24 protein-coding genes and 1 tRNA gene are annotated in these 23,189 nt (G+C 43.2%); 19 read left to right on the top strand and 6 right to left on the bottom strand.

Features of this window, described 5'->3' with window-relative positions; translation table 11 throughout:
- Positions 1-161: 161 nt before the first annotated feature.
- The 5 genes from OU792_RS09390 (at position 162) to OU792_RS09370 (ending at position 5,180) form a co-directional block, all read left to right on the top strand.
- Positions 162-1,064 (top strand): hypothetical protein, encoded by a 903-nt coding sequence (locus OU792_RS09390; RefSeq protein ID WP_274670021.1) that lies wholly within the window; start codon positions 162-164, stop codon positions 1,062-1,064.
- The gene (locus tag OU792_RS09385) at positions 1,061-2,071 is read left to right on the top strand and encodes a sensor histidine kinase (RefSeq protein WP_274670020.1); all 1,011 of its coding nucleotides are present in this window, start codon (positions 1,061-1,063) and stop codon (positions 2,069-2,071) included. Before OU792_RS09390 ends, OU792_RS09385 begins: the two co-directional genes overlap by 4 nt.
- Entirely contained in the window at positions 2,068-2,745 is a 678-nt protein-coding gene (locus tag OU792_RS09380; protein ID WP_274670019.1) for a LytR/AlgR family response regulator transcription factor, read from the top strand. Before OU792_RS09385 ends, OU792_RS09380 begins: the two co-directional genes overlap by 4 nt.
- A gap of 119 nt (positions 2,746-2,864) precedes the next feature.
- Positions 2,865-4,028, top strand: coding sequence for a hypothetical protein (locus OU792_RS09375; RefSeq protein WP_274670018.1), 1,164 nt, complete (start codon positions 2,865-2,867; stop codon positions 4,026-4,028).
- Between the two features lie 156 nt (positions 4,029-4,184).
- On the top strand, positions 4,185-5,180 hold the full coding sequence (locus tag OU792_RS09370) for an adenosine kinase (RefSeq protein WP_134201567.1): 996 nt from the start codon (positions 4,185-4,187) through the stop codon (positions 5,178-5,180).
- An 83-nt stretch (positions 5,181-5,263) separates the two neighbouring features.
- On the opposite strand, the gene OU792_RS09365 is transcribed toward OU792_RS09370, so the two are convergent.
- Positions 5,264-5,995 (bottom strand): nitroreductase family protein, encoded by a 732-nt coding sequence (locus OU792_RS09365; RefSeq protein WP_134201568.1) that lies wholly within the window; start codon positions 5,993-5,995, stop codon positions 5,264-5,266.
- A 92-nt stretch (positions 5,996-6,087) separates the two neighbouring features.
- Here OU792_RS09365 and OU792_RS09360 point away from each other — a divergent pair, with 92 nt between their 5' ends.
- Both OU792_RS09360 and OU792_RS09355 read left to right on the top strand, forming a co-directional pair.
- On the top strand, positions 6,088-7,578 hold the full coding sequence (locus OU792_RS09360) for a DUF5687 family protein (protein ID WP_274670017.1): 1,491 nt from the start codon (positions 6,088-6,090) through the stop codon (positions 7,576-7,578).
- Positions 7,575-8,270 carry an ABC transporter ATP-binding protein gene (locus OU792_RS09355; protein WP_222584671.1) on the top strand — a complete coding sequence of 232 codons (696 nt, stop codon included), beginning with the start codon at positions 7,575-7,577 and terminating at the stop codon, positions 8,268-8,270. Before OU792_RS09360 ends, OU792_RS09355 begins: the two co-directional genes overlap by 4 nt.
- A 286-nt stretch (positions 8,271-8,556) precedes the next feature.
- Here the strand turns inward: OU792_RS09355 and OU792_RS09350 are convergent.
- From OU792_RS09350 to OU792_RS09340, 3 genes are all read right to left on the bottom strand, one after another.
- Positions 8,557-8,638, bottom strand: a tRNA-Leu gene (locus tag OU792_RS09350).
- A gap of 158 nt (positions 8,639-8,796) precedes the next feature.
- On the bottom strand, positions 8,797-9,096 hold the full coding sequence (locus OU792_RS09345) for a putative quinol monooxygenase (RefSeq protein ID WP_100628189.1): 300 nt from the start codon (positions 9,094-9,096) through the stop codon (positions 8,797-8,799).
- A 3-nt stretch (positions 9,097-9,099) separates the two neighbouring features.
- A complete protein-coding gene (locus OU792_RS09340) occupies positions 9,100-9,870 on the bottom strand; it encodes an SAM hydrolase/SAM-dependent halogenase family protein (protein WP_274670016.1) in 771 nt (256 codons plus the stop codon).
- A 103-nt stretch (positions 9,871-9,973) separates the two neighbouring features.
- Between OU792_RS09340 and OU792_RS09335 the strand changes: the two genes are divergently transcribed.
- The 12 genes from OU792_RS09335 (at position 9,974) to OU792_RS09280 (ending at position 21,278) form a co-directional block, all read left to right on the top strand.
- Positions 9,974-10,963 (top strand): PhoH family protein, encoded by a 990-nt coding sequence (locus OU792_RS09335; protein ID WP_026945262.1) that lies wholly within the window; start codon positions 9,974-9,976, stop codon positions 10,961-10,963.
- Complete coding sequence (locus OU792_RS09330) at positions 10,932-11,366, top strand: GNAT family N-acetyltransferase (protein WP_274670015.1); 435 nt, start codon at positions 10,932-10,934, stop codon at positions 11,364-11,366. The genes OU792_RS09335 and OU792_RS09330 overlap by 32 nt, the downstream gene beginning before the upstream one ends.
- Before the next feature lie 45 nt (positions 11,367-11,411).
- Positions 11,412-11,978: a DUF3575 domain-containing protein gene (locus tag OU792_RS09325; RefSeq protein WP_134202283.1), complete on the top strand. Its 567-nt coding sequence runs from the start codon at positions 11,412-11,414 to the stop codon at positions 11,976-11,978.
- Between the two features lie 82 nt (positions 11,979-12,060).
- Positions 12,061-13,977 carry a ComEC/Rec2 family competence protein gene (locus tag OU792_RS09320; RefSeq protein ID WP_274670014.1) on the top strand — a complete coding sequence of 639 codons (1,917 nt, stop codon included), beginning with the start codon at positions 12,061-12,063 and terminating at the stop codon, positions 13,975-13,977.
- A 46-nt stretch (positions 13,978-14,023) separates the two neighbouring features.
- A complete protein-coding gene (locus tag OU792_RS09315) occupies positions 14,024-14,800 on the top strand; it encodes an enoyl-CoA hydratase/isomerase family protein (protein ID WP_274670013.1) in 777 nt (258 codons plus the stop codon).
- Positions 14,801-16,717, top strand: a complete 1,917-nt coding sequence (locus OU792_RS09310; protein ID WP_274670012.1) for a RecQ family ATP-dependent DNA helicase — start codon at positions 14,801-14,803, stop codon at positions 16,715-16,717.
- Positions 16,710-17,309 carry a hypothetical protein gene (locus OU792_RS09305; protein ID WP_026945268.1) on the top strand — a complete coding sequence of 200 codons (600 nt, stop codon included), beginning with the start codon at positions 16,710-16,712 and terminating at the stop codon, positions 17,307-17,309. The genes OU792_RS09310 and OU792_RS09305 overlap by 8 nt, the downstream gene beginning before the upstream one ends.
- A complete protein-coding gene (locus OU792_RS09300) occupies positions 17,302-17,853 on the top strand; it encodes an NUDIX hydrolase (protein WP_274670011.1) in 552 nt (183 codons plus the stop codon). The genes OU792_RS09305 and OU792_RS09300 overlap by 8 nt, the downstream gene beginning before the upstream one ends.
- Before the next feature lie 20 nt (positions 17,854-17,873).
- Positions 17,874-18,287 carry an acyl-CoA thioesterase gene (locus tag OU792_RS09295; protein ID WP_274670010.1) on the top strand — a complete coding sequence of 138 codons (414 nt, stop codon included), beginning with the start codon at positions 17,874-17,876 and terminating at the stop codon, positions 18,285-18,287.
- 32 nt (positions 18,288-18,319) lie between these two features.
- Positions 18,320-19,027 carry a tetratricopeptide repeat protein gene (locus tag OU792_RS09290; RefSeq protein ID WP_274670009.1) on the top strand — a complete coding sequence of 236 codons (708 nt, stop codon included), beginning with the start codon at positions 18,320-18,322 and terminating at the stop codon, positions 19,025-19,027.
- Positions 19,028-19,029: 2 nt separating this feature from the next.
- The gene (locus tag OU792_RS09285) at positions 19,030-19,995 is read left to right on the top strand and encodes an L-threonylcarbamoyladenylate synthase (RefSeq protein WP_274670008.1); all 966 of its coding nucleotides are present in this window, start codon (positions 19,030-19,032) and stop codon (positions 19,993-19,995) included.
- Between the two features lie 83 nt (positions 19,996-20,078).
- On the top strand, positions 20,079-21,278 hold the full coding sequence (locus tag OU792_RS09280) for a phosphoglycerate kinase (protein ID WP_222584681.1): 1,200 nt from the start codon (positions 20,079-20,081) through the stop codon (positions 21,276-21,278).
- 171 nt (positions 21,279-21,449) lie between these two features.
- Here OU792_RS09280 and tsf read toward each other — a convergent pair whose 3' ends face one another.
- Positions 21,450-22,280 carry a translation elongation factor Ts gene (gene tsf, locus OU792_RS09275; protein ID WP_274670007.1) on the bottom strand — a complete coding sequence of 277 codons (831 nt, stop codon included), beginning with the start codon at positions 22,278-22,280 and terminating at the stop codon, positions 21,450-21,452.
- Between the two features lie 146 nt (positions 22,281-22,426).
- Entirely contained in the window at positions 22,427-23,188 is a 762-nt protein-coding gene (gene rpsB / locus OU792_RS09270; RefSeq protein ID WP_026945275.1) for a 30S ribosomal protein S2, read from the bottom strand.
- Between the last annotated feature and the right edge of the window lies 1 nt (position 23,189).

The raw sequence follows: 23,189 nt of genomic DNA, 5'->3' as shown, positions 1-23,189 counted from the left end.
ATTTTAACCAAAGAACATACTCCGATCACAATCGGAGAGGAAGCAGGTTAGCTAGGGACTTTTTTGCGTTTGTCTGGATTTTTAATGAGTTCATCGATATTTTTTTAGGATCTTCATGCTATGTCACAATTTGAGTTCATAACCAACTCAAACGATTTATCATGAAAAGATTCAGCGCTTATTTTGCAGTAGGAGCTCTCCTGGTTTTACTCAATTCCTGTGTCTATTCCCTTTTTCCAATTTACACGGAAGACACACTGGTTTTTATCCCGGAGCTAGTCGGTCGTTGGCAATTGCCTGAGGAAGATGGGGATTACATTGAATTTACCAGAATGTCTGAAGAGGAGGATTTGGTGGTCAGTTCGGCAGATTCTTCCACAGATCAATCCCAAGAAGAATATACCGATTCGGTAACCGTCGGCGATATGACAATTCGCTATAATGCGGCCGATGGAATGAAAGTCAATGGTAAAATGACTTATAATCGGGATTCTATTCGGATGTTTTATGAAGAAATAGCCAAAAAGAGTATTGCCAAAACTGATTCCCCAAGTTCTGATGTGGGTATTGCACTTGATGCAATGGGGAAAACTTTTGAAGCTTTGGGAAATACCGTAGAAGCCGTTTCCAAGGTAAGCAAGCGTTCCGCTAGCATCAAAGGAACAGCTTATTCTAATTTTGAGGAAAGCTATCGAGTCAGCGTAATGGACAATGGGAAGTTGATTGAATATATCGGTCACATAGCCAAAATCGGGAAAGATTATTTTTTGGACATTTTTCCTCTTGCTGAGTATTCCGATGATGGTTTTGGGTCCAATGTCTTACCCGTTCATACCTTCTTGAAGCTTCGTCTTACTGGGCAGAAATTGGTTTTGACTCCCTTTGATCTGGAAAAGCTTAATCGCCTTTTTGAAAGCAATCTTATCCGGCTCAGACATGAGAATGTCGATGGGACCGTTTTGATTACGGCACAGCCTAAAGAAATTCAGAAGTTTCTCGAGCGATATTCTGAAGATGAGACAGTATTTGAAGACGCTGATATTTACGAAAGGATAGACTCATGAAGGGCATACCAACGATTTTGAATAAGAAATGGATTCAGCATGGAGCCTTTTGGGTACTATCCATATATGCCATCGGGAGCTATTTTTCCATAGCCAGCCTCTTCAAGTTTATCGACTTTTTTTACTCTCTGTTGTTTCACGTCCCCTTGGTGTTTTTGGTCTATGTGAATTTGAGGGTGTTGATTCCGAGGTTTCTTGAGAGGGAAAAGTATCTCCTTTATTTTGCCAGTATTCCCATGCTTCTTTTGGCCAGTTATGCGGTGCACGAATTGACCTTTGAGGTGATTTTCCCCTTGATGGATTCGGACTACTACATGGTCTCATTTACAGAGTGGCAGATTTTGATTTTTATATTTGTCATCTATCTCGTTTTGACAACCTTGATCAAGTTGTCCAAGTCTTGGTACAAGCTACAAGAAGTAGAAAAAGAGAATCTTTCCCTCGAGTTGAATTCACTGAAAACCCAGATTAATCCTCATTTTCTGTTCAATAGCCTGAATAGTATTTACTCCCAGGCTTTGGGAAAAAGTGAGCAAACAGCGGAGACCGTTTTGGAACTTTCCAATCTCCTTCGCTACATGCTCTATGAAGTAAGCGAAGAAAAGGTACCTCTTTCCAAAGAGGTGGAGATGCTGGAAAATTACATCGAATTGCAAAAGCTTCGTTTGGACGATCATTCGCAGGTTGACTTTTTGGTCAAAGGAGAATTAGCTTCTGCCATTGTGGCGCCCTTGCTTTTCTTTCCTTTGGTAGAAAATGCCTTCAAGCATGGCATGAAAGGGGAAACCAAAGCTGGGTTTGTCCAAATCGCATTAAGCGTAGGCACTCAAATAGTCTTTGAAGTGAGGAATAATCTGGGGAAAGTAGATGATATGGAAAGAGGTAAGTATGGAGGCATTGGCCTGGAAAATGTCCAAAGAAGGCTGGAGTTGATCTATCCAGAAAGGCATGAGCTACTGGTGAAAAAGAGTGCGGAAGAGTTTTTTGTTAAATTGACTTTATCATGATTAAGTGCGCCATTATCGATGATGAACCTTTAAGCCGGGATATTTTAAGACAATTTATTGAGGATCATCCGGACCTGATTCTAACTGCTGAATATAAAGATGCCCTGGAGGCTATTTCCGGACTTGAAAGACAGTCGGTTGACCTCCTGCTCTTAGATATCAATATGCCCAAGCTCTCAGGTGTCAATTTTTACAAATCCCTTCAGGAAAAGCCCTTGGTGATATTTACGACGGCATATCCTGAGTTTGCTTTGGAGGGTTTTGAATTGGATGCGGTCGATTACCTGATGAAGCCTATCGCTTTTGACCGCTTTTTGCAGGCTATCCAAAAGGTGAAGAACCGACTCAAAACTACATCTGAGGAGACTCCGGAGCATATTATGCTGAAGGTGGATAAGAAGCTTTATCGAGCCGCTTTTGATGATATCTTATATTTAGAAGCTTTTGGGGATTATGCGAAGGTTCACTTGATAAATCAGGTGCTGATTATCACTTCGACCATGAAAAGGCTGGAGGCAGAGCTGCCCTCGGAGCTCTTCGTGCGGACCCATAAGTCTTACCTCATCAATATTTCCAAAGTGGAATTTATTGAAGGGAATCAGGTGAAAATTGGGAGTGGAATGATACCAATAGGTTTGCGATACCGGGAGGTAGTTTTGGGGAAACTGAGATAGAGCGTAAAGTATCCAACTTGTGTTCTTTTGCTTTTACAGAAGCGTGATATTTTTCACTTCTCTCATCTTTTTGCCCTTTGCCCTCGATCCACTAATTTAGCCGATCTAAAATCACCCGAATGAAGCTGATCGAAGTCACCGCACCTGCCCATCAGAAAGAGTTTATCGAGATGGCTGTTAGGCTTTACAAAAACGAGAAAAACTGGATCCGTCCCCTTGATAAAGATATCGAAGGGCTTTTTCATTCTGAGACGAATAAGCTTTTTCGAAATGGTGCTAAAGCGAAGCGTTGGCTGCTTCAGGACGAAAAAGGCCAGACAATCGGTCGAATTGCGGCCTTTATCAATCCAAAGATGAAGGAAAAGCAACCGACTGGCGGAGTGGGTTTCTTTGAGTGCATTGATAGTCAGGAGGCGGCTTTTATGCTTTTTGATGTAGCAAAAGATTGGCTGAAAAGCGAAGGGATGGAAGCGATGGATGGGCCAATAAACTTTGGAGAGCGGGACAAATGGTGGGGGCTACTTGTGGATGGATTTTCCGAGCCGAATTATAATATGCCTTGGAATTTCCCTTACTATCAGAAGTTTTTCGAAGACTATGGGTTCAAACTGTATTTCAAGCAGTTTACCTACATGCGACCGGTTCAGGATGTGGGATTTGATGCAAAAATGATCAAGCGTGCTAATGCGGTCATCGACAATCCTGATTATTCTTTCCGATATATCAAAGGAAAAGAGCTTCAGGAGAAGGCCCCGGAATATTTTATGACGGTTTACAATAAGGCTTGGGCGCGTCACATGGGGAAGTCCATTGCGCTGAAGGAAGCCAAGTTGATGTTTGGGAAAATGAAACCCATCATTGATCCTCGTTTGATTTACTTCGCATTTTACAAAGGCGAACCAGTGGGATTCTTTATTCAAATTCCGGAGATCAATCAGATTTTTAAGCATGTCAATGGGAAAATGGACTTACTTGGGAAGTTGAAATTTCTCTGGTATAAGACCTTTTCACCTCCCAATAAAATGCTCGGTTTGGTATTTGGGGTGGTACCGGAGCATCAAAGCAAGGGCGTAGAAAGTGCCATGATCATCAGCTATGATAAAATGAGCAACAGTCCCAAGTTTCCTTACAAAACTATCGAGATGAACTGGATTGGGGATTTTAATCCCAAGATGATGCGTGTTTGTGAGCAGCTTTTGGCAGAGATTTACAAAACTCATCATACCTATCGCTACTTGTTTGATCGGGAAAAACCATTTGAAAGACACCCGATTTTTGATTGATGAAGTACGATTTACGAAATACGCTGTTTTAATGAGCTTCAGCCCATTTTCTTAGAGCTTGATGTTATAATATCGAATATCGAATGCTGAATTTCGAATAATGAAGTGAACCAACTTTACAACCTTTACACATTACAACTTTCCAACTATTAAAAAATGAAAAAATACGACGTAACAGGCATAGGAAATGCCTTGGTAGATATCGAGTTCAAAGTTACTGATCAGTTTTTTGCGAACAATGGAGTAGAAAAAGGCTTAATGACGCTAGTTGATGAAGAGCGACAAAACTCACTGATGGGAGTAATCAATACTGCCGAAGCTAAGAAGCAAGCCGGTGGATCAGCAGCCAATACCATCGTTGCAGTAAGTCAATTTGGAGGGAAGTCTTTTTACTGTTTTCGAGTGGCGGATGATGAATTAGGACATTTTTATTTGAAAGACCTGAATGATTCTGGAGTCGACGTGGCCTTAGTGCCGGAGAGATTGGAAAATGGGGTCACCGGAAAATGTCTGGTGATGGTAACCGAAGACTCCGAGCGTACGATGAATACCTTTTTGGGGATCACCCAAAACTTTTCTGTAAAGGATATTCATGACTCGGCGATTAGTGACTCCAAGTACTTATTCATAGAGGGATATCTAGTGACTTCTCCGAATGGAAAAGAAGCCATGCTACATGCCAAAAAAGTAGCAGAAGAAGCCGGAACCAAGGTTGCCTTGACCTTCTCTGACCCGGCAATGGTCAAATATTTCAAAGAGAACTTCGACGATGTAATCGGCCCAAGTGTGGATTTGCTTTTTGCAAATGAGGAAGAAGCCATGCTTTACACCGGCAAGGATAATCTGATGGAAGCGAGAGAAGAAATGAAGAAAGCGGCGAAGCACTTTGTGATTACTCAGGGTAAAAATGGAGCAATGATTTTCGATGGAGATACATTCATAGATATTGAGCCGTACAAGACCAATGCGATCGATAGTAATGGTGCAGGAGATATGTTTGCAGGCGCCTTCTTGTATGGGATCACGAATGGTCACAGCTATGCATCAAGCGGAAAGCTGGCATCGATGGCGAGTTCTCAGATCGTCAGCCAATTCGGTCCTAGGCTTCAGTGGCATCAGGCAAAGGATATTTTAGGAAAGTTGAACCCTTAATCGAGGCTAAACTTTGTCAGTTCGAGTGGAGTCGAAGAGTCCTCGACTCCGCTCGGACTGATACATATTATCCTCCTTTAGTTTTATTTCACGACTATAAGCTCTGAGCTTGGTACTCGAAATCTAGGTCCATAAATTCCTTCCGGTAGTCCTTTGCCACATCCGATAATCATGCAGATTTCAGAGCCGGTTGGTAAGTCCAGCAACTTTTTCACCCGCTTGGAATCAAAGCCTTCCATAGGGCAAGTATCATAGCCTACTGCTTTCATTCCCAGCATAAAAGTCATGGCCGCCAAAGCAGCGCTTTTGTGGACGGAAATTCGTACCTCTGTTTCTCCGACTTCCCGGACCATAGGTCTTCGCATTCCCACCCACCAAGCGATCAGCTTTTTGATCAGTGACCAGCCGGGATATTTACCAAAAAGTTTAGGGATTAGGTTTTTATAATAATTTCCTGCTTGCTTGACCTTTTTCTCTGGTTGATTCTGATTGGAGTTGAGGATGAAATTATAGTTTGCTTTGGCTCGAGACTTCCACACATCCCTGCGTGTAATTACCACAACCAATTCACGCGCAGTCGTAGCTGCTTTTTGACGCATGCAAAGTTGGGCTAGCGGGTCTTTAAGTGGAGAGGATTCCGGTACTCGAATAAACTGGTATAACTGTAGGTTGGAGCTATTGGGGGAAAGGATGGCAGCTTCCAGACACTTTTGGACTTTGTCATGGTCAAATGAGCCTTCTTGATCAAAAATCCGCACCGACCTCCGTGCTTCCACAGCATCAAAAAATCCTAGCTCTTGGTTTAATTCCTGCATTTATCCGATTTTTTTGGTATTTAACTCGATCAAATGTAAGCTTAATCCTTAATTTCAAGCAAAATAAACAAAAGCCCTTTATCTGACTGCCTATGTTTTTTGAATTAATTCGACTGCAATACCTGAAATCTGTCAGGTCCACAGCTTTTGCCAAAAGCCTCATGACCAATATTTTCTTGGGGTTCATTATTCTGCTCCTGCTAAGCTATCTGCTCTTGGCCGGTCTTTTCTTGGGAAGGATCATTGAGAATTTTGCCGAAGGTCAGGACCCTATTGCTTTTCTGAATAGCTTTCTGATCTTTTACTTTTTGACCGAGTTTCTTTACCGGTACTTTATTCAAAATTTACCAGTGGTAGATTTGGAAAGTCTCTTGCATCTTCCTGTCGGTAAGCGGAAAATCATGCATTTGTTGCTGATCCGCTCTTTTATTTCTCCGCTGAATATTATTGCACTTTTGATCTTTTTGCCATTTAGCATTCAAAGCATTGCTCCCGAATTTGGTAGCATGGGTGCTTTGGGATGGATAGGTTCTTTGGTGCTTACAAGCTGGATTTTGCATTGGTTTATGCTCTGGTTTAAGCAGCGGTTCGAGGACTCCACCCTTGGATTGATCATTGTGATGGCGGTTTTGGTCTTAGGTGGAGGTTCTACCTATTTGGGGTGGTATAATTTGGGTGAATTGACTCAACCAATATTTGATCTGGCCGTGAATTCAATTTTACCACTGGCAGTTCTGTCTTTGGTTTTTGTTGGGAGTTATTGGCTATGCTTTCGCTATCATGTGGATAATGCCTATCTAGAAGACCTTTCTTCTGACAATGACTCTCAAGTACGAGGGCAATCGATTGGTTTTCTTTCGCGATTTGGTTTGGCAGGGGAGCTCGCCAATGTAGAATGGAAGTTGATCGTCCGCCACAAAAAGAGTAGAACCTATCTGATGCTTTCTGCTTTCTTTTTGCTCTATGGTTTGATCTTCTACACCAATCCGGCTTATGCCTCAGAGGATGGGGGAATTAGTTTCATATTCGTATTTGTTGGGGTTTTTATCACCGGGATATTTATGATTCAGTATGGTCAGTTGTTCCTCAGCTGGAATTCCGGGAGCTTTGATTTTTACCTGAACCGAAAGGATGGTGTTGAGCAATTGGTACGTGGCAAATACCTGCTTTTCATTTCTATTTCAGTGATTTGCTTTCTTGCTTCGGTCCCTTATGTCTATTTTGGTTGGCAGATTTTGCTGGTTCATATCGCGACCTTTTTGTTCAATATCGGAGTCTTGATTCATGTCATTATTTATCTGGCGCTTTGGAAGCCCAAGCCGATGGATTTGAATAAGGGAGCCATGTTTAATTATGAGGGAGTTGGCGCCGCGCAATGGCTGATGGTGATTCCCATGATGATCCTTCCTTATGTGATATACCTTCCATTTGCTTTGCTGATTAATGACTTCGCAGGATTGGCGGCATTGGCAATTTTTGGCTTGTTCGGCATCCTGTTTTATAAAAAATTAAGTGCGCTGAATATCCGACGCGTCTATCAAAATAAATACGAAATCTCATCTTCATTTAGACAAGAATTATGATAACTGTTACGAATCTCAAGAAACAATACAAGGAGGCTGTGGTGCTTGACGTAGAATCTTTGGAAATCCCCAAAGGAGAGTGCTTCGGACTGGTAGGCAATAATGGTGCTGGCAAGACTACGCTTTTTCGAATTATGCTTGACCTTGTAAGACCCACCTCAGGAGAGGTGTTGCTAGAGGGGCATGTAGTCAATCAAGGCGAGGAGTGGAAAAAATTCACAGGAGCCTATTTGGATGAACATATGTTGCTTTCCTACCTGACTCCAGATGAGTATTTCGAGACGCTCCGAAAGATTCACGGACTCTCTGAAGCCGATTTGGAGGTTCATCTCGAGAAGTTTGCGGAGCTGTTCAATGATGAAGTTCGAGGAAAAAAGAAATACATCCGTGACCTGTCAAAAGGGAATTTGAAAAAGGTTGGGATTGCAGCTGCTTTATTGGGAAATCCGGAGGTCGTGTTCTTGGATGAGCCCTTCGAAAATCTCGATCCAAGTTCACAGATTCGTCTGAAAAAACTGATTTCAAAGGAAAAGGATGAGTTTAAGCGGACCTTTTTAATTTCTTCCCACGACCTGAATCATGTGACAGAAATCTGCGATCGGATCGTGCTATTGGAGAAAGGGAAGATCATTCGTGATCTCAGTGAGAAATCAGAAATGATGCGGGAATTGGAGGCTTATTTTGTGGGGTAGACGGCGAGGGTCTTTACTCGTGAAAAGCTTGAAAATCATGTAATTTGAAAGTTTAACTTTCAAATTACATGATTTTTGACTTAAAAGTATGTAATCTGAAAGTCCATAGATAGCGGATATTTAAGCAAAAGAGGCCCACATTTCTGAGAGCCTTTGTACCCAGGCCTGCCTACCGAAGGTAGGTCCGGAGTTCCCGATATCCGCTACGCTGCATCGGGATAGACTTCTCCTCCAGCGATCCTGAAAACAAAAAAAGCCCCTTCTTTTCAGAAGGAGCTTAACAGTGTACCCAGAGCCGGAGTCGAACCGGCACGCCCGAAGGCATTGGTGTTTGAGACCAACGCGTCTACCAATTCCGCCATCTGGGCAGCTAATATTTCAATTTAGGCATGTTGGTGTTTAAGACCAACGCGCCTGCCTGCCGGCAAAGGCAGGTCTACCAATTCCGCCACCTGGGCATTTCAATATTCCCCGTTGCTTTCCAAACGGGATGCAAATATGAATACAATTTTATTTTTCTCCAACCCTAGATTTCTACTTCATCCAACTTTTTTGTGCTGAAGGCCTGAGGTCTATCCGAAAAAAGGGTCTTCGTATAGCTCCAAACTGATTTAAAAAGCTCAGAATCACGGTATTCATTCAGACTTTTCTCACTATCCCAATGACTGTAGGTCATGAAAATATTTTTCTGATTTTCATCTTGCCAAAGTTCAAGATGCCGACAACCGGGAAATGAGCGAATCTTTTTCTTATTGGATTCGAAGTTTTCTAAAAAAGCAGCGACCTTTTCTTCCTGAAAGGTCATTCGTACAATTCGGATTAGCATGAGTTAGGGATTGAAATAAATGGTAATCACAGACTCAAAGCGCAAGCCAAGAAGGGAACCAGCATCTCCGTGATTGATTGCGATTTCTAGCAGTCCTAGGCTATTGAAATAGGCGAAACAGTCACCTAGGTCCACCTGTCCAAATCCAGTATGAAGGCGATCAAGCCTCTCTCTACCGATTTCAATGGTGAAATTACCCGGGTTCAATTTGTCGAATAGTTCTTTACTGATATTTGTGATAGCATTTCCATAGCGATCCACTCGGATGACATGCCCTGTGATAAATTCTCGGGTGGCCTTGGGATTGCGGGGCATGGCTTTTTTGAATTGATCTAAAGGCCCACCAAAATCATGGATGGCAGCTCCCGACGCTACTTTGGCAGCGATCGGAGCTAGGATGTCTTTTGCTGGGAAGCTACTTTCCTGCACGTGGATATCTGCAAATTTGACTAGAATCCCCGGTTCTTTATCAGCCAGAAGGCTTAGAATGCCGTTGTTTGGAGCGATAAAAATATGCTCTTCCAGTTTTGCACCAATGTATCCCTGAGTCATTTCGCCGGTAGTATTGACCGCTACCAAGTGCACTGTTCCTTTCGGAAAATCTCTAAATGATGCCTTTAAAATGAAAGCAGCTTGCTCCAGATCAAATGACTTGATATGATGAGATAAGTCAATGATATTCAATTGCGGATTGATCGCCAACATTTTGGCTTTCACAGCAGGTACGTAATGATCCTGATCTCCAAAATCTGAGATGAATGTCACCAAGGCCATAGAAGCAAGTCAATTAAAATTATGTACTTTTGTTGAGAGGGCTTTGAGACAAAAATAGAATAATATCTCAGCCCCTTCAAGAATATTTAACTGATTAAAAAATTTGGTAGAAAAAGTAATCACGCTGGAAAATGTGCCCCTTGCAGAATTTTTAGGGCAAGCAAATGAAAACATCCGTCAGGTGGCGCAGGCATTTCCACAAAGCAAAATCATCTCTCGGGGCAACGAAATCCGAATTCAAGGCGGTGCTCCTGAAATCCTACGCATTAATAATCTGATCAACCTTCTTTTGGAGCACGTGGAGCGATTCGGACACCTCAGTCCTGACAAGGTGAAGGACTATCTCGATATGGAAGGGATCCCTTTCGAGCAGTCAAGCAGGGATCAGGTCATTGTATTTGGGAATAAAGGCTTGGTCATCAAGCCCAAATCCCCCAATCAGCGCAAACTTGTGGAGGCCTCTTTCAAAAATGATTTGGTCTTCGCTTTGGGACCGGCAGGTACCGGGAAAACATACATTGCTGTGGCGCTCGCTGTGAGAGCATTGAAGAACCGTGAAGTCAAACGTATAATCATTACCCGTCCTGCAGTAGAAGCTGGTGAAAATCTTGGTTTCTTACCAGGGGATTTGCAAGAAAAACTCGATCCTTACCTGCGACCCATTTATGATGCGCTTCAGGACATGGTTCCACCGGAGAAGCTTAAGTATTATCAAGAGACCCGCGTGATCGAAATCGCTCCCCTTGCATATATGCGAGGCCGGACGCTTCATGATGCCTTTGTGCTTTTGGATGAGGCGCAGAATACCACTTCTGAGCAGATTAAAATGTTTTTGACTCGAATGGGGCCCAATTCCAAGGTGATTATCACGGGGGATCAGACTCAAGTGGATTTACCAATTAGGCAAAAATCCGGTCTTCGGGAAGCACTTCGTATCCTAGATGGTGTTAAAGGTATTGGAATAGTCAATTTGAGCGGAAAAGATGTGATCCGACATAAACTTGTCAAAGCTATAATCGAAGCATACGATAAGCATCAAATCGAAAAGGAAAATTCAAGAAATGAGCCTGCTAGTAGAAAAAGTGACCGGTAAAGCCGGAAGGGATATCATTTTCAAAATTCGGGAGGAAGTATTCGTGGTGGAGCAAAAAGTGGACGCTGCTGATGAATATGATGAATTTGAAGAAACATCTACCCATTTTCTCGCGTCATTAGGAGGAAAGGCTGTAGGAACTGCTAGATGGAGGTTTACCCCCTATGGCATCAAACTGGAGCGCTTTGCTGTTCGAAAAGATGCCAGAGGAAAAGGTGTAGGGCAAGCTTTGGTCTTAGCCGTTCTAAGAGATATTATGGTTCATCCGGACGCTGCAGACAAAAAGCGCTACCTACATGCTCAACTGGAAGCTGTTCCTCTCTATGCCAAGTTTGGTTTCAAAAAAGTAGGTGATCAATTCGAGGAATGTAATATTCTCCATTACAAAATGGAGTTAGGCTAAAAAATAGTAATTTTGTTTTTACCATTTATTGTTTAGAATCTAAATATGAAAAATTTAACCATTCTTCTTTTAACCCTGGTTTTTGGGTTCAATGCTTACAGTCAAACCGTCGTCTCCAGTAGTAGTGGCAATGCCTTTAGTGGAGATCGAACGAATGAAATCAAACTAAATTTCGCAAATCTGATTGCCCTTGGATCGATTGAAATTGGATACGAGAAGTTTCTTTCAGAGGATACTTCACTCGATCTGCAATTGCATATCAATGATAGATTTGGGTATAATTCTCAGGCTAACGGAAAGAATTACAAAACAAATTCTGTTCAGGCTGCCATGAATTTTTACTTTGGGACCAACCCAAACGGTAGGTTCTTTCTTTACCCACTAGCGAAGATTCGGTTTGGTGAATTTGAAGAGCCTGTAGATGGCGGTATCGCAACCACCAATATGAATGCCTTTATGATTGGAGTCGGTGCCGGATTTAAGTGGGAGCTTTCAGAAAGCTTTGCATTTGGACCCTATGTCAGTATTGCTAGAGGATTTAGTAATGAGGTCGCAGATCGATTTACAAGAATAGAACTCAACGGTGGGTTTAGCCTTGGCTATCGGTTTTAAGATCTAAAAATTTCTTATGAAGCCATCCTAAGTTTTTGGGATGGCTTTTTTTTACCGTAAATTGTAGGAAAGCTTTTTGAAGATGAGGTTTTCCGATTATCCTTTTTTGAGATACCTTCTATTTTTCTTGGCAGGAATCTGCTTGAGTTTTCTGTTTCCTTTTGGGGTTTCCAAGTTGGTTTTTTTGATTTCGATAGTACTTCTGTGGTTGATTTACTTTTTAGCAGTCCGTCAAAAGGCAGATCTTTCCATATTGACCTGGTTAGCGTATTCACAGTTGATTGTGTTGGGTTGGTTGCTCCCTTCTTTTCATCGGGAAGAGCAAAAAGAAACTGTATTGGATGGTCCTTACCTTGCCCAAGTACAAGCTTATGATCTGCAAAAGCCCAACTCCAAGGAAAATCTGCTTTTAGCCCAGTATTATTTTGATTCTTCCAAATGGATCAAAGTCAACCAGCAAATCATCATTTATCATCAATCAGCAAGCGAGTTTATCCCCGGCCAATGGGTACTCGTGTCCGATAAGCCGGAGCAGATTGAAGCTCCCAGAAACCCAAATGAATTTGACTACAAAGGCTTTCTTTCTCGAAAAGGCATCACTGCCAGACAATTTATCCCGGAGGGAAAATCACAGATTATATCTGTTGAAACTAATCGACCATTCTACTTCTTTGCTGATGATTTACGGAAAAGTCTAAGTGACCTCCTAGAGAAACACATTCCTCAGAAGTCTTCTTTGCCTATTGCTAAAGCTCTACTTCTCGGTCAAAAGAACCAATTGGATCGATCTACCCGGCAGGCTTATTCTGAAGCTGGTGTTATGCATATTTTGGCAGTCTCTGGACTTCATGTTGGGATTCTGGTAGCGGTTTTGTTGTTCTTGATTCGGCCTCTGAAATTATCCGGATTGGCTCGAAAAAGCTATCTCTTAGTTCTGGTTTTGGTCATTTGGACATACGCGACTATTACGGGTCTTTCTCCTTCCGTAGTGCGGGCATCTGTCATGTTTACCTTGATTGTCCTCGGTCAGCTTCGGGATCGCAAGCCACCCATATTCAATATTTTGGCCTTCTCGGCGATTTTAATGATTGCCGTTAATCCGGGAGTGATCACAGAAGTTGGATTCCAACTTTCCTATTTGGCAGTAGCAGGAATCGTCTTGCTTCAACCACTCATCGTAAGGGTCTGGTATCCGAAAAGTCGAATTTTAGAATACCTCTGGCAGCTTGGAGCAGTCTCAATTGCGGCGCAGCTCGCTACTTTTCCACTTTCAGTCTGGTATTTCCATAGTTTTCCGGTTTGGTTTCTGCCAGCCAACCTGTTGGTTATTCCTATCACCTTCTTAATCATGCAGGTTGGGATTCCCATGTTATTAATCGGCTGGATTCCTTTTTTGGGAAAAGCTTTGGGGTGGGTAGTCGGCAGTTTAATTCAGCTGGAACTTTGGATTTTGGAGGCCTTTCGGCTCTTGCCTTTCCGCTTAAACGAACTCACCATTCAGCCAGTCACCATGCTTTTGGTTTGGTCATTGCTGCTAGTTTGGGCGGCATGGGAGTATGTTCCAAAGAAACAGCTTGCTTTTTGGTCAGTAGCTTTATTGTTTGTTTGGGCTATGAGTGGCATGCTTCAGTTGATTTTCAATCAAAATCCAGAAGTGGTCATCTACCGGGCAGAGGAAGGTTGGGCCATTGATTATTGGACAGGAGTAGAATTGAAATCCTATAATCAAAGTATTTCTTCGGAAGATGCAGATTATGTGATTCTTCCAAATCGTGTCAAAAGCAATTGGGGAAATGATCCTCAGGAACTTCAGGTTTTCTCTACCCAAGAAGGTGATTTATATTTCTCCGAATTGGATTTGACAATAAATGGAAAGCGAATGGTTTTGGGTCAAAAATCTCCTCAGAATATTCAAATGTGGGATTCTCAAGGATGGATTAAACATTCAGATTCCAAAAGCTTAGAGATTCCTTTTACTGCTCTTCGACTGACTTTTTGAAAAAGCCCTACACTGTCCTAACTTGTCCAAGTAAACCCAAAGAATAATGAACGATATTGTCCTTTTTGAAAAATCTTATAGGATAGGAAAAATCACCCTTAATCGCCCCGAAAAGCGAAATGCCATGAGTCCAGAATTAGTCAGTGGGCTTTTGGAAATTTTGGATCGGGTGGAGAATGAGGAAGATGTGAAGGTGGTGATTTTGGCAGCTGCAGGGAAAGCATTTTGTGCCGGGGCTGACCTCGCTTACATTCAAAAGATGCAGGACTTTACTCCCGAAGAAAACTTGGAGGACAGTATGCGGCTGATGAGCCTGTTTGATCGGATTTATAATTTCCCTAAGCCCATTATAGCCGCTGTGCAAGGGCATGCTTTGGCAGGTGGCTGTGGTTTGGTGACAGTTTGTGATTTTGCTTTCGCAGTGCCTGAGGCACTTTTTGGCTATACGGAAGTTCGAATCGGCTTTATTCCTGCTTTGGTTTCTGTATTCCTTCAGGAGCAGATTGGCGCCGCCAAAACTCAGGAATTACTCCTTTCTGGTGATTTGATTTCTGCGCAAAAGGCAGCTAATCTTGGCCTTATCACCGAACTCGCTGAGTCAGATCAACTGATGGAAACGGTTGCCGAATTTGCTGGAAGACTGGTAGAAAAAAATTCTGCCAATTCCATGCGGGCAACTAAACTTTTGCTGCGAAATATTCATCGGGAGGAACGCGAACAAAAATTGCTGCTCGCTGCAAAAATGAATGCAGAGTCCCGCTCGCATCAGGATTGTAAGGACGGAATTGCTACTTTTTTGAATAAAGAAACCCCAAACTGGTAATTGGAAAAGCAGGCCAAAGATATCTTAAAGCAGGTTTTTGGGCACGATGATTTTCGTCCGGTCCAAAAGCAAGTGATCCTGTCTGTTTTGGATGGGAAAGATACTTTTGCGCTCATGCCTACTGGGGGAGGGAAGTCTCTCTGCTACCAAATTCCGGCTCTTGTACAGGAAGGGATTTGTCTGGTCATTAGCCCTTTGATTGCTTTGATGAAGGATCAAGTCGATCAACTCAAAAGTAAGGGGATTTTGGCTCAAGCCATCTATTCAGGAATGAGCTATCGGGAAATAGACCGAGTATTAGATAATTGCGTGCACGGGAATTATAAATTCCTCTATGTGTCTCCCGAGCGTCTCAAATCGGAGCTTTTTTTGGAGCGATTCAAGCAAATGCCCGTCAATCTGATTGCCGTCGATGAAGCTCATTGTATTTCACAGTGGGGCTATGATTTTCGGCCACCTTATTTGGAGATTGCTGAGATTAAGCCCTTTCATCCGAATGTGCCGATCTTGGCATTGACTGCATCTGCTACCCCCCAAGTTGTGGAGGATATCCAGGAAAAGCTGGAAATGAAAAACCCGGTGATTTTCCGACAGAGTTTTGCCCGTGAAAATCTGGGATACCATGTTCGCATGGTTGAAAACAAACTCGTCAAAGCGAAGGAAATCTTAAGCCGTATTCCTGGTTCCGCTATTTGGTATGTTCGGAACCGACAGGCTACGCAGGATATTGCCAAGGCTTTGGGTCAATTGGGAATCTCAGCAACGTACTACCATGCCGGAATGTCCATGGCAGACCGCTCTAAGCGTCAGCAAGAATGGATGAAGGGGAATGTTCGGGTGATGGTAGCTACCAATGCCTTTGGGATGGGGATTGACAAGCCGGATGTTCGGATCGTTTTGCATTCGGATGTGCCTGAAAATATCGAAAGCTACTATCAGGAGGCTGGAAGAGCAGGAAGAGATGGCAAGCCGGCCTATGCGGTTTTGCTTTGCAGCGAAGAGAATCTTGAAAAACTGATGGAGCAGGCGGCCCTGGTCTATCCTCATATTGAATTTGTCAAGCGGGTTTACCAGTCCCTGGCAAATTATTTTCAGATCGCAGTGGGAAGTAATATGCTCAGCAGCTTCGATTTTGAGTGGGGAGAATTTGCAAAAACTTATAACCTTGGTGTGCTGGAAACTTTTTATGCCTTGAAAGTTCTCGAAGAGGAAGGTTTTATCGGAATGAATGAAAGCTTTTTTAGCCCTTCAAAAATTCATTTTCTGGTCAACCCCCAGCAGCTGTATGAGTTTCAGATTTCACAGGCAAAGCTAGATCCATTGATCAAAATTTTGCTTCGAACCTATGGGGGAAATCTGTTTTCAGAGTACATCAAAATTCAGGAATCGAAGCTCTCCAAGCTGCTGGAAACTTCCGAAACCCAGGTTATCAAGTCGCTTGAGAAGATGACCCAAATGGATATCATTGACTATGAAAAGCGCAAGGACAAGCCGCAAATCACCTTTTTGACAGGGCGATACGATGCGGGAAAATTGCCTTTGAATGTAAAACGAATAGACCTTCGAAGAGAGTTGACACTGGAAAAGGCCAAAAGTATGGTCATGTATGCTCATCAAAATCTTCTTTGTCGGACACAATTTATCCAGGAGTATTTCGGAGAAGAAACTGATAAAAAATGTGGAATTTGTGACTGGTGTATCCAACTTTCCAAGAACCCCGAGCAGGAAGAAAGGAACCTGAAAGCCTGGCTGTTCGAAACTTTGAGGCAGCATGGAGAGTTAAAAGAGAGTCTATTGCAAAGTCACCTCAGCAGCAAAAAGTCTGAGATTCTTGCCCAATTGGTACGAAGACTTACAGATGAAGGCCAACTTCAAGTGACATCCCAAGGGAATCTTAAACTATCCATCAATGAATAATTTCTTCGATGATCTATTTGGCAAAATCTTTAAAAACCCAGCCAAATCACCTGTCAAGCATAAGGAAAACTATGCGGTCAAGGAGGCTGACTTGGAAGAGATCGATCGGTGGATAGAAACCGAAGAAGCAGCTGGCCTTTTTGATAAGGTGTATAGAAGCTATCATCTCAAGCGAACAGGGATCAACGAGAGCCCTCAGGTACATCTTTTTCAGTCTCCCTATGCGAATGGCTTTGCTGTCACCTTTGAGCCTCCCTTTACAGCAGAAACTTTTTCTAAACTTTTCTTGGCTTTCTCCCGACGCATCCTAGCTTTGGGGTATAAGCAGGTGAGCTTGGACCGGAAAATGGAAGAAATCAATAATCAGGTTCGAGTTACCGAAAAGTTTTACTTGAAGCCTCCGCTTCAAGCTCCTGTAGAGAATGAGTTGATTTCTCAGCTCTTCGGCAATGTAAGCATCGAGAAAATAAGTGTGGACAATAAACCCAGCTACCTAAAACTCTTAGTCACGGTCTATTCCGATCGCCTATATCAAAATGCCAAACCTTTTGATCAGATGATGGACCGATTATTCGAAACACAACATGGATAGAACGATATTAAAAAACCAGCTGGAAACTTACCGAACTCCCTACGAAGAGGAAGCGGCCTTTGTCAAGGATTTTGCAGAATTGACTTTGGATCCTTTGGCCTATAAGCGGGAGCGATTGGCAGGGCATTTCACGGCTTCATCTTGGATTGTCAATAAGGATCGGACACATACACTATTAACACTTCATCGAAAACTCGGGCGCTGGCTGCAGCTGGGAGGGCACGCAGACGGAAATGAGAATCTCATCGAGGTAGCTCTCAAGGAAGCTGGAGAGGAAAGCGGGCTTAAAAACCTTATGCTCGTCGAAGAACGAATTTTTGATTTGGACAAGCACATCATTCCTGAGCGTCCGCACGTTTCCGAGCATTTTCATTACGATGTACGGTTTCTGATTGAGGCTGATATCGATGAGCCGCTACAGATGAGTGATGAAAGTATTTCATTGGCTTGGTTTAGTTTTGATGCGGTGGCTGATATGATTGGATATAACCCATCCATTCTGCGCATGCTAGAGAAAACCAGCAAATCTGAGATTCTACTGTAACCCAAAAGCGATCTTTCCCCTTGGAAAATTTTCAATTCTCGGTTCCCATTCAGGTTCGTTTTTCGGACATAGATGGCTACATGCACGTCAATAATGGGATCTTCTTCAATTATTTCGAGCATGCCCGTGCCCAATACCTTTACGAGAAATGCGACTGGAACATCATGGAGATTGGTACTGTAGTGGCACGAATTGAGCTCGATTACGTAAAGCCCATTCATTTGGATGACAAAGTCCAGGCTTGGGTCAGTTGTACCCGTGTGGGGAATTCATCATTTGATCTGGAGCAGGTTTTAGCCAGTGAAGATCAATCTACCATTTTTGCAAAATGTAAAACTGTCATGGTATCTGTGTCCATGAAAAATATGAAGCCAGTTCCGATTCCAGCCGAACATCGAGCTATTTTGGAATCAGACCTGCACAAGAGCGCCTGATTGCCTATCTTTGCGCCAAAATCATTTGAATCGTGAGAAAAATCTGGATAGTTGCATTATTGCTAATAGGCTTTTCTGCTTGTTCGCCAAGCGAGGAGGAGCTGATGAAAGCGGGAATAGAAAAAATGGATTCTCAGGAATGGGAAGGAGCTATTTCCCTTTTCGACCGAGTATTGGATCAAAACCCTTCTCAAGGACAAGCATTGAATGCTAAAGGAGTGGCTCTTTTCCAAATGGAAAAATACAAAGAAGCGATTCCTGTTTTTTCTCAGGGAATTGAGGCCGATTCCGCCAGTTACAAGCCATGGTTCAACCGTGGAAATGCCCATTTTGAGTTGGGGAATTTCAAGGAAGCAATCTCCGATTACAACATGGCTAATCGTCTGGATCCTGCCCAAACCGATATTTACTATAATCGTGGCGTTGCTTTGCTGAGCAATGAATCCTACGAGGATGCGATCTTAGACTTTGATATGGCTCTTCAGTCCAACCCCAATCAGGCCTTAGTTCACTTCAACAAAGGAAAAGCGCAAATGGGTAACAACGACCCGGTAGGTGCGCTAGAGTCTCTTACCAATGCGGTCAATCTGGATCCCAAAAACGGAGCGGCCTATTATCTTTTGGGCGTCACTCGTTTGAGTGCACTCAACCAAAAGAATGAAGGTTGTGCGGATTTGAAAATGGCGCTTTCCCTAGGCTATCAGGAGGCTGAAACCTGGATCAACGATTTCTGTGATTGATCATGGCTGTCATCGGAAAAGATATCGCCGAGGCAAAGCAAATTCTAGCAGACGGAAACTTAGTCGCTATTCCGACTGAGACGGTGTATGGTTTGGCAGGTAATGCCTTGAATGATCAAGCCGTTGCCAAAATTTTTGAAGCCAAAAACAGACCTTCATTCGATCCTTTAATTCTTCATACGGACTCGTTTGAAAAATTGAAGGCCTTCGTGAAGGAAGTTCCTCAGCCTTTGGAAAAGTTGGCGATAGCTTTTTGGCCGGGCCCTTTGACCCTATTACTTCCGAAAAAAGAAATTATTTCTGACTTGGTAACGGCCGGTCTGGAGCGGGTTGCCGTTCGGGTTCCTCAGCATCCTGTCGCATTGAAGCTTCTTGGAGAGCTAGCTTTCCCCCTAGCTGCACCAAGTGCCAATCCATTTGGGTATATCAGCCCGACGCAGGCTGGGCACGTACAAGCCCAGCTGGGTGATAAAATTCAGTATATTTTGGATGGAGGTGCCTGTCAGATAGGCTTAGAGAGTACCATCGTTGGGATGGAGGAAGATCAATTAGTGATTTATCGAATGGGCGGTTTGGACCTTCGGGAAATTGAAAAGATTGTTGGAAAGGTAGAGGTTCGATCTCATAGCAGTTCCAATCCTGCAGCACCGGGACTACTCAAAAGCCATTATGCACCGAGAAAACCATTTTTGGTGGGTGATTTGGAAAGATTGATTCCTGAATATTTGGAGAAAGGCGAGCGTTTTGCGGTATTAAGCCTAGCTCGGGACTTTCCCCTTCCCGCAGATTTTCCCCAATATCAACTGAGTGATGCGGCTGATTTGGCCGAAGCAGCCCGCCATCTTTTTGGCTATATGCGAAGTCTGGACGAAAGTGATGTGAATCTTATTTTGGCAGAGTGGATGCCCGAGGAGGGCTTAGGACGAGCGATCAATGATCGTCTTCGCCGAGCAGCGGCATTAGGCTGATTGAAAGTCGTTTTTTGTCCGAATTCTTAATAAATTCAGGCAGTTTTTGAAATAAACTGAAATCTATTAAACTAAATTCTATTATGAATCCTAGAATTAAAAATGTCGATAATTTAAGTTTTGAAGGTAAGAAGGCACTGATCCGTGTGGATTTTAATGTTCCCTTGGATGATAACCAAAAAGTAACGGATGATACCCGAATCCAAGCTGCTTTACCAACCATTCAAAAGATTTTGAATGATGGAGGTTCGGCTATTTTGATGTCCCACCTTGGACGTCCAAAAAGCGGACCTGAGGATAAATTTTCCCTCAAGCATATCCTTCTTGATTTGGAGAAAGCTCTTGGACGTCCTGTCAAGTTTGCGCCGGATTGTATTGGGTCTGAAGCTAAGAATCTGGCTGCAGGATTGAAGGCAGGGGAGGTATTGCTTCTGGAGAATCTCCGTTTTTACAAAGAGGAAGAAAAAGGAGATGCTGAATTTGCCAAGAAACTAGCTGGCATGGGGGATATCTATGTCAATGATGCCTTCGGAACAGCTCACAGAGCACATGCATCTACAGCTGTAATTGCACAGTTTTTCAATGATAAAGTTTGTGGCTATGTGATGCTTTCTGAGTTGGAGAATGCCGACAAGGTCCTTGGAAACCCTGAGCGGCCGTATACAGCCATCATGGGGGGGGCTAAGATTTCGGATAAGATTTTGATCATCGAAAGACTTTTGGACAAAGTAGATAATCTGATTATCGGTGGAGGAATGTCTTACACTTTTGCGAAAGCACAGGGTGGTACGATTGGGGATTCCCTTTTGGAAGCTGATAAGTTGGACTTTGTATTGGAACTGATGGAAAAGGCTAAGGCCAAGGGAGTGAATTTGATTCTTCCCTTGGATACGGTGATTTCGAAAGCTTTTGCAAATGATGCGGAGCAGGGCTTGGCCAATAAGGGTGAAATCCCAGATGGCTGGATGGGATTGGATATAGGTCCTAAAACACGTGAGCTGTTTGCCGAGACAGTATTGAAGTCCAAGACTATTCTTTGGAATGGCCCGATGGGTGTCTTTGAGATGGAGTCCTTTGACAAAGGAACCAAGGCGATTGCTGAGGCGGTCGTAGAAGCCACTCAGCAGGGAGCCTTCTCTTTGATCGGTGGTGGAGATTCTGCTGCTGCCGTCAACAAATTTGGCTTTGGTGATCAGGTGTCCTTCGTTTCTACTGGCGGAGGAGCTTTGCTGGAATACATGGAAGGAAAGGTGCTTCCGGGAGTTGCCGCATTAGAACCCTGAGATAGAAGTAAGAAATCAGAGACAAGAAGCTAGATCAAAAAGCTTTTATTTATGAAGGGAAAAGAATAAGAAAAAGGTCGCTGGAAGCAGTGACCTTTTTCTTTGTGCTGATCCAAAGAAAAACCCTTCTAGATTTCTCCAGAAGGGTTTTTGATATCATTCATGGATTGATTACCCGATAGAAATACGCTTGAATGAGGAAACAGTCATGCCTTTGCTCACACCGTCAAGGTATTGAGCGATGGTTTTAGAATTGTCTTTCACAAAAGACTGGCTAAGCAAAGTGTTCTCTTTGTAGAACTTGTTCAATTTGCCCATCGCAATTTTTTCCAACATCTCTTCAGGCTTTCCTTCAGCTCTTGCCTGGTCTTTACCTACTTCGATTTCACGCTCGATTGTAGAGGCATCTACGCCGTCTTTATCTACTGCTACAGGATTCATAGCAGCGATTTGCATCGCAACGTCTTTTCCGGCTTCTTCAACATCAGCACCGCTGGTGTTGCTTAGACCTACCAATACACCCAATTTGCCATTGGAGTGGATGTAAGGAACTACCGCTTCAGCGTTGACGATTTCGAAATGAGATACTTCGATTTTCTCACCGATTTTACCGGTCATTTCGACGATTTTCTCAGTTACAGTGATGTTTTCGAAAGGTAGAGCCAAGAGCTCCTCTGCTGATTTAGCTCCTTTTTCAACTGCCAAGTTCAAAAGTGTATTGGCAAAAGCTCCGAATTCATCATTCTTTGCTACGAAGTCAGTTTCGCAAGTCAATGAAAGGATAGTTCCTGTTTTTCCGTCTTCGGATACATGCGTTACTACTTGACCTTCTTTGGTCTCACGGTCTGCTCTGGAAGCAGATACTTTTTGACCTTTTTTACGGAGGATGTCTACCGCTTTGTCGAAGTCACCTTCTGCTTCTGTCAAAGCTTTCTTGCAGTCCATCATACCGGCACCGGTCATTTGTCTCAGTTTGTTTACGTCTTGTGCAGTAATTGCCATTTTTGATCTATTTATGGAATTAAACGATAGAAATTCTTCTTGATTGGGAAGCAAATTAGCGACCCGGAGATTGGTTAAAACAAAAAATTGAACATCGACCTGAGCCGGATGTTCAATTTTTTAATATTTCAAAATCTGTGTGGATTTTACTCTTTGGTTTCTGCGTCCACTGCTCTTTTAGCTTCTTCCTCTTCGGTAAGTTTAGCTTCTTCTTTTTCTTTCTTGCGCTCAGCTAGACCTTCTTCGATGGCCGCACCAAATGCTTTTACTAGAAGATTGACAGATTTGTACGCATCGTCATTGGCTGGGATAGGGAAGTCCACCTCGTTAGGGTTGGAGTTCGTATCTACCAAGGCGAAAACAGGGATACCAAGCTTGTGTGCTTCAGCGATGGCGATGTGCTCACGCTTGATGTCTACCACAAAAAGGGCTGCAGGAAGACGAGTCAAATCAGCGATACCGCCTAGTACGTTTTCCATTTTGTCCTTTTGTCTGGAGATCATCAGTCTCTCCTTCTTTGCCATGTTTTTGAAGGCATCTTCCTTCATCATCTTATCCAAAGAAGACATTTTCTTCAAGGATTTGCGGATAGTGGCAAAGTTGGTCAGCATACCACCCAACCATCTTTCGGTCACGTAAGGCATGTTGAGACGACGTGCTTCATCAGCTACCAAGTCTTTAGCTTGCTTTTTGGTAGCGACAAACATCACTTTCTTTCCTGATCTTACGATCTGCTTGACTGCGGCGGATGCTTCTTCGAGGCAGGCAAGGGTTTTGTTGAGGTCGATCAAATGGATTCCGTTTTTCTCCATAAAAATGAATGGAGCCATACGGGGATCCCACTTTCTCGTCAAGTGTCCGAAGTGAACACCAGCATCCAGTAAGTCTTTGTATTCGATTTTTGACATG

The sequence above is a fragment of the Algoriphagus sp. NF genome (assembly GCF_028823735.1).
GTDB classification, from domain to species: Bacteria; Bacteroidota; Bacteroidia; order Cytophagales; family Cyclobacteriaceae; genus Algoriphagus; species Algoriphagus marincola.
Note: the sequence above shows the minus strand (reverse complement) of the source record. Positions and strands in the feature narration are given on the sequence as shown.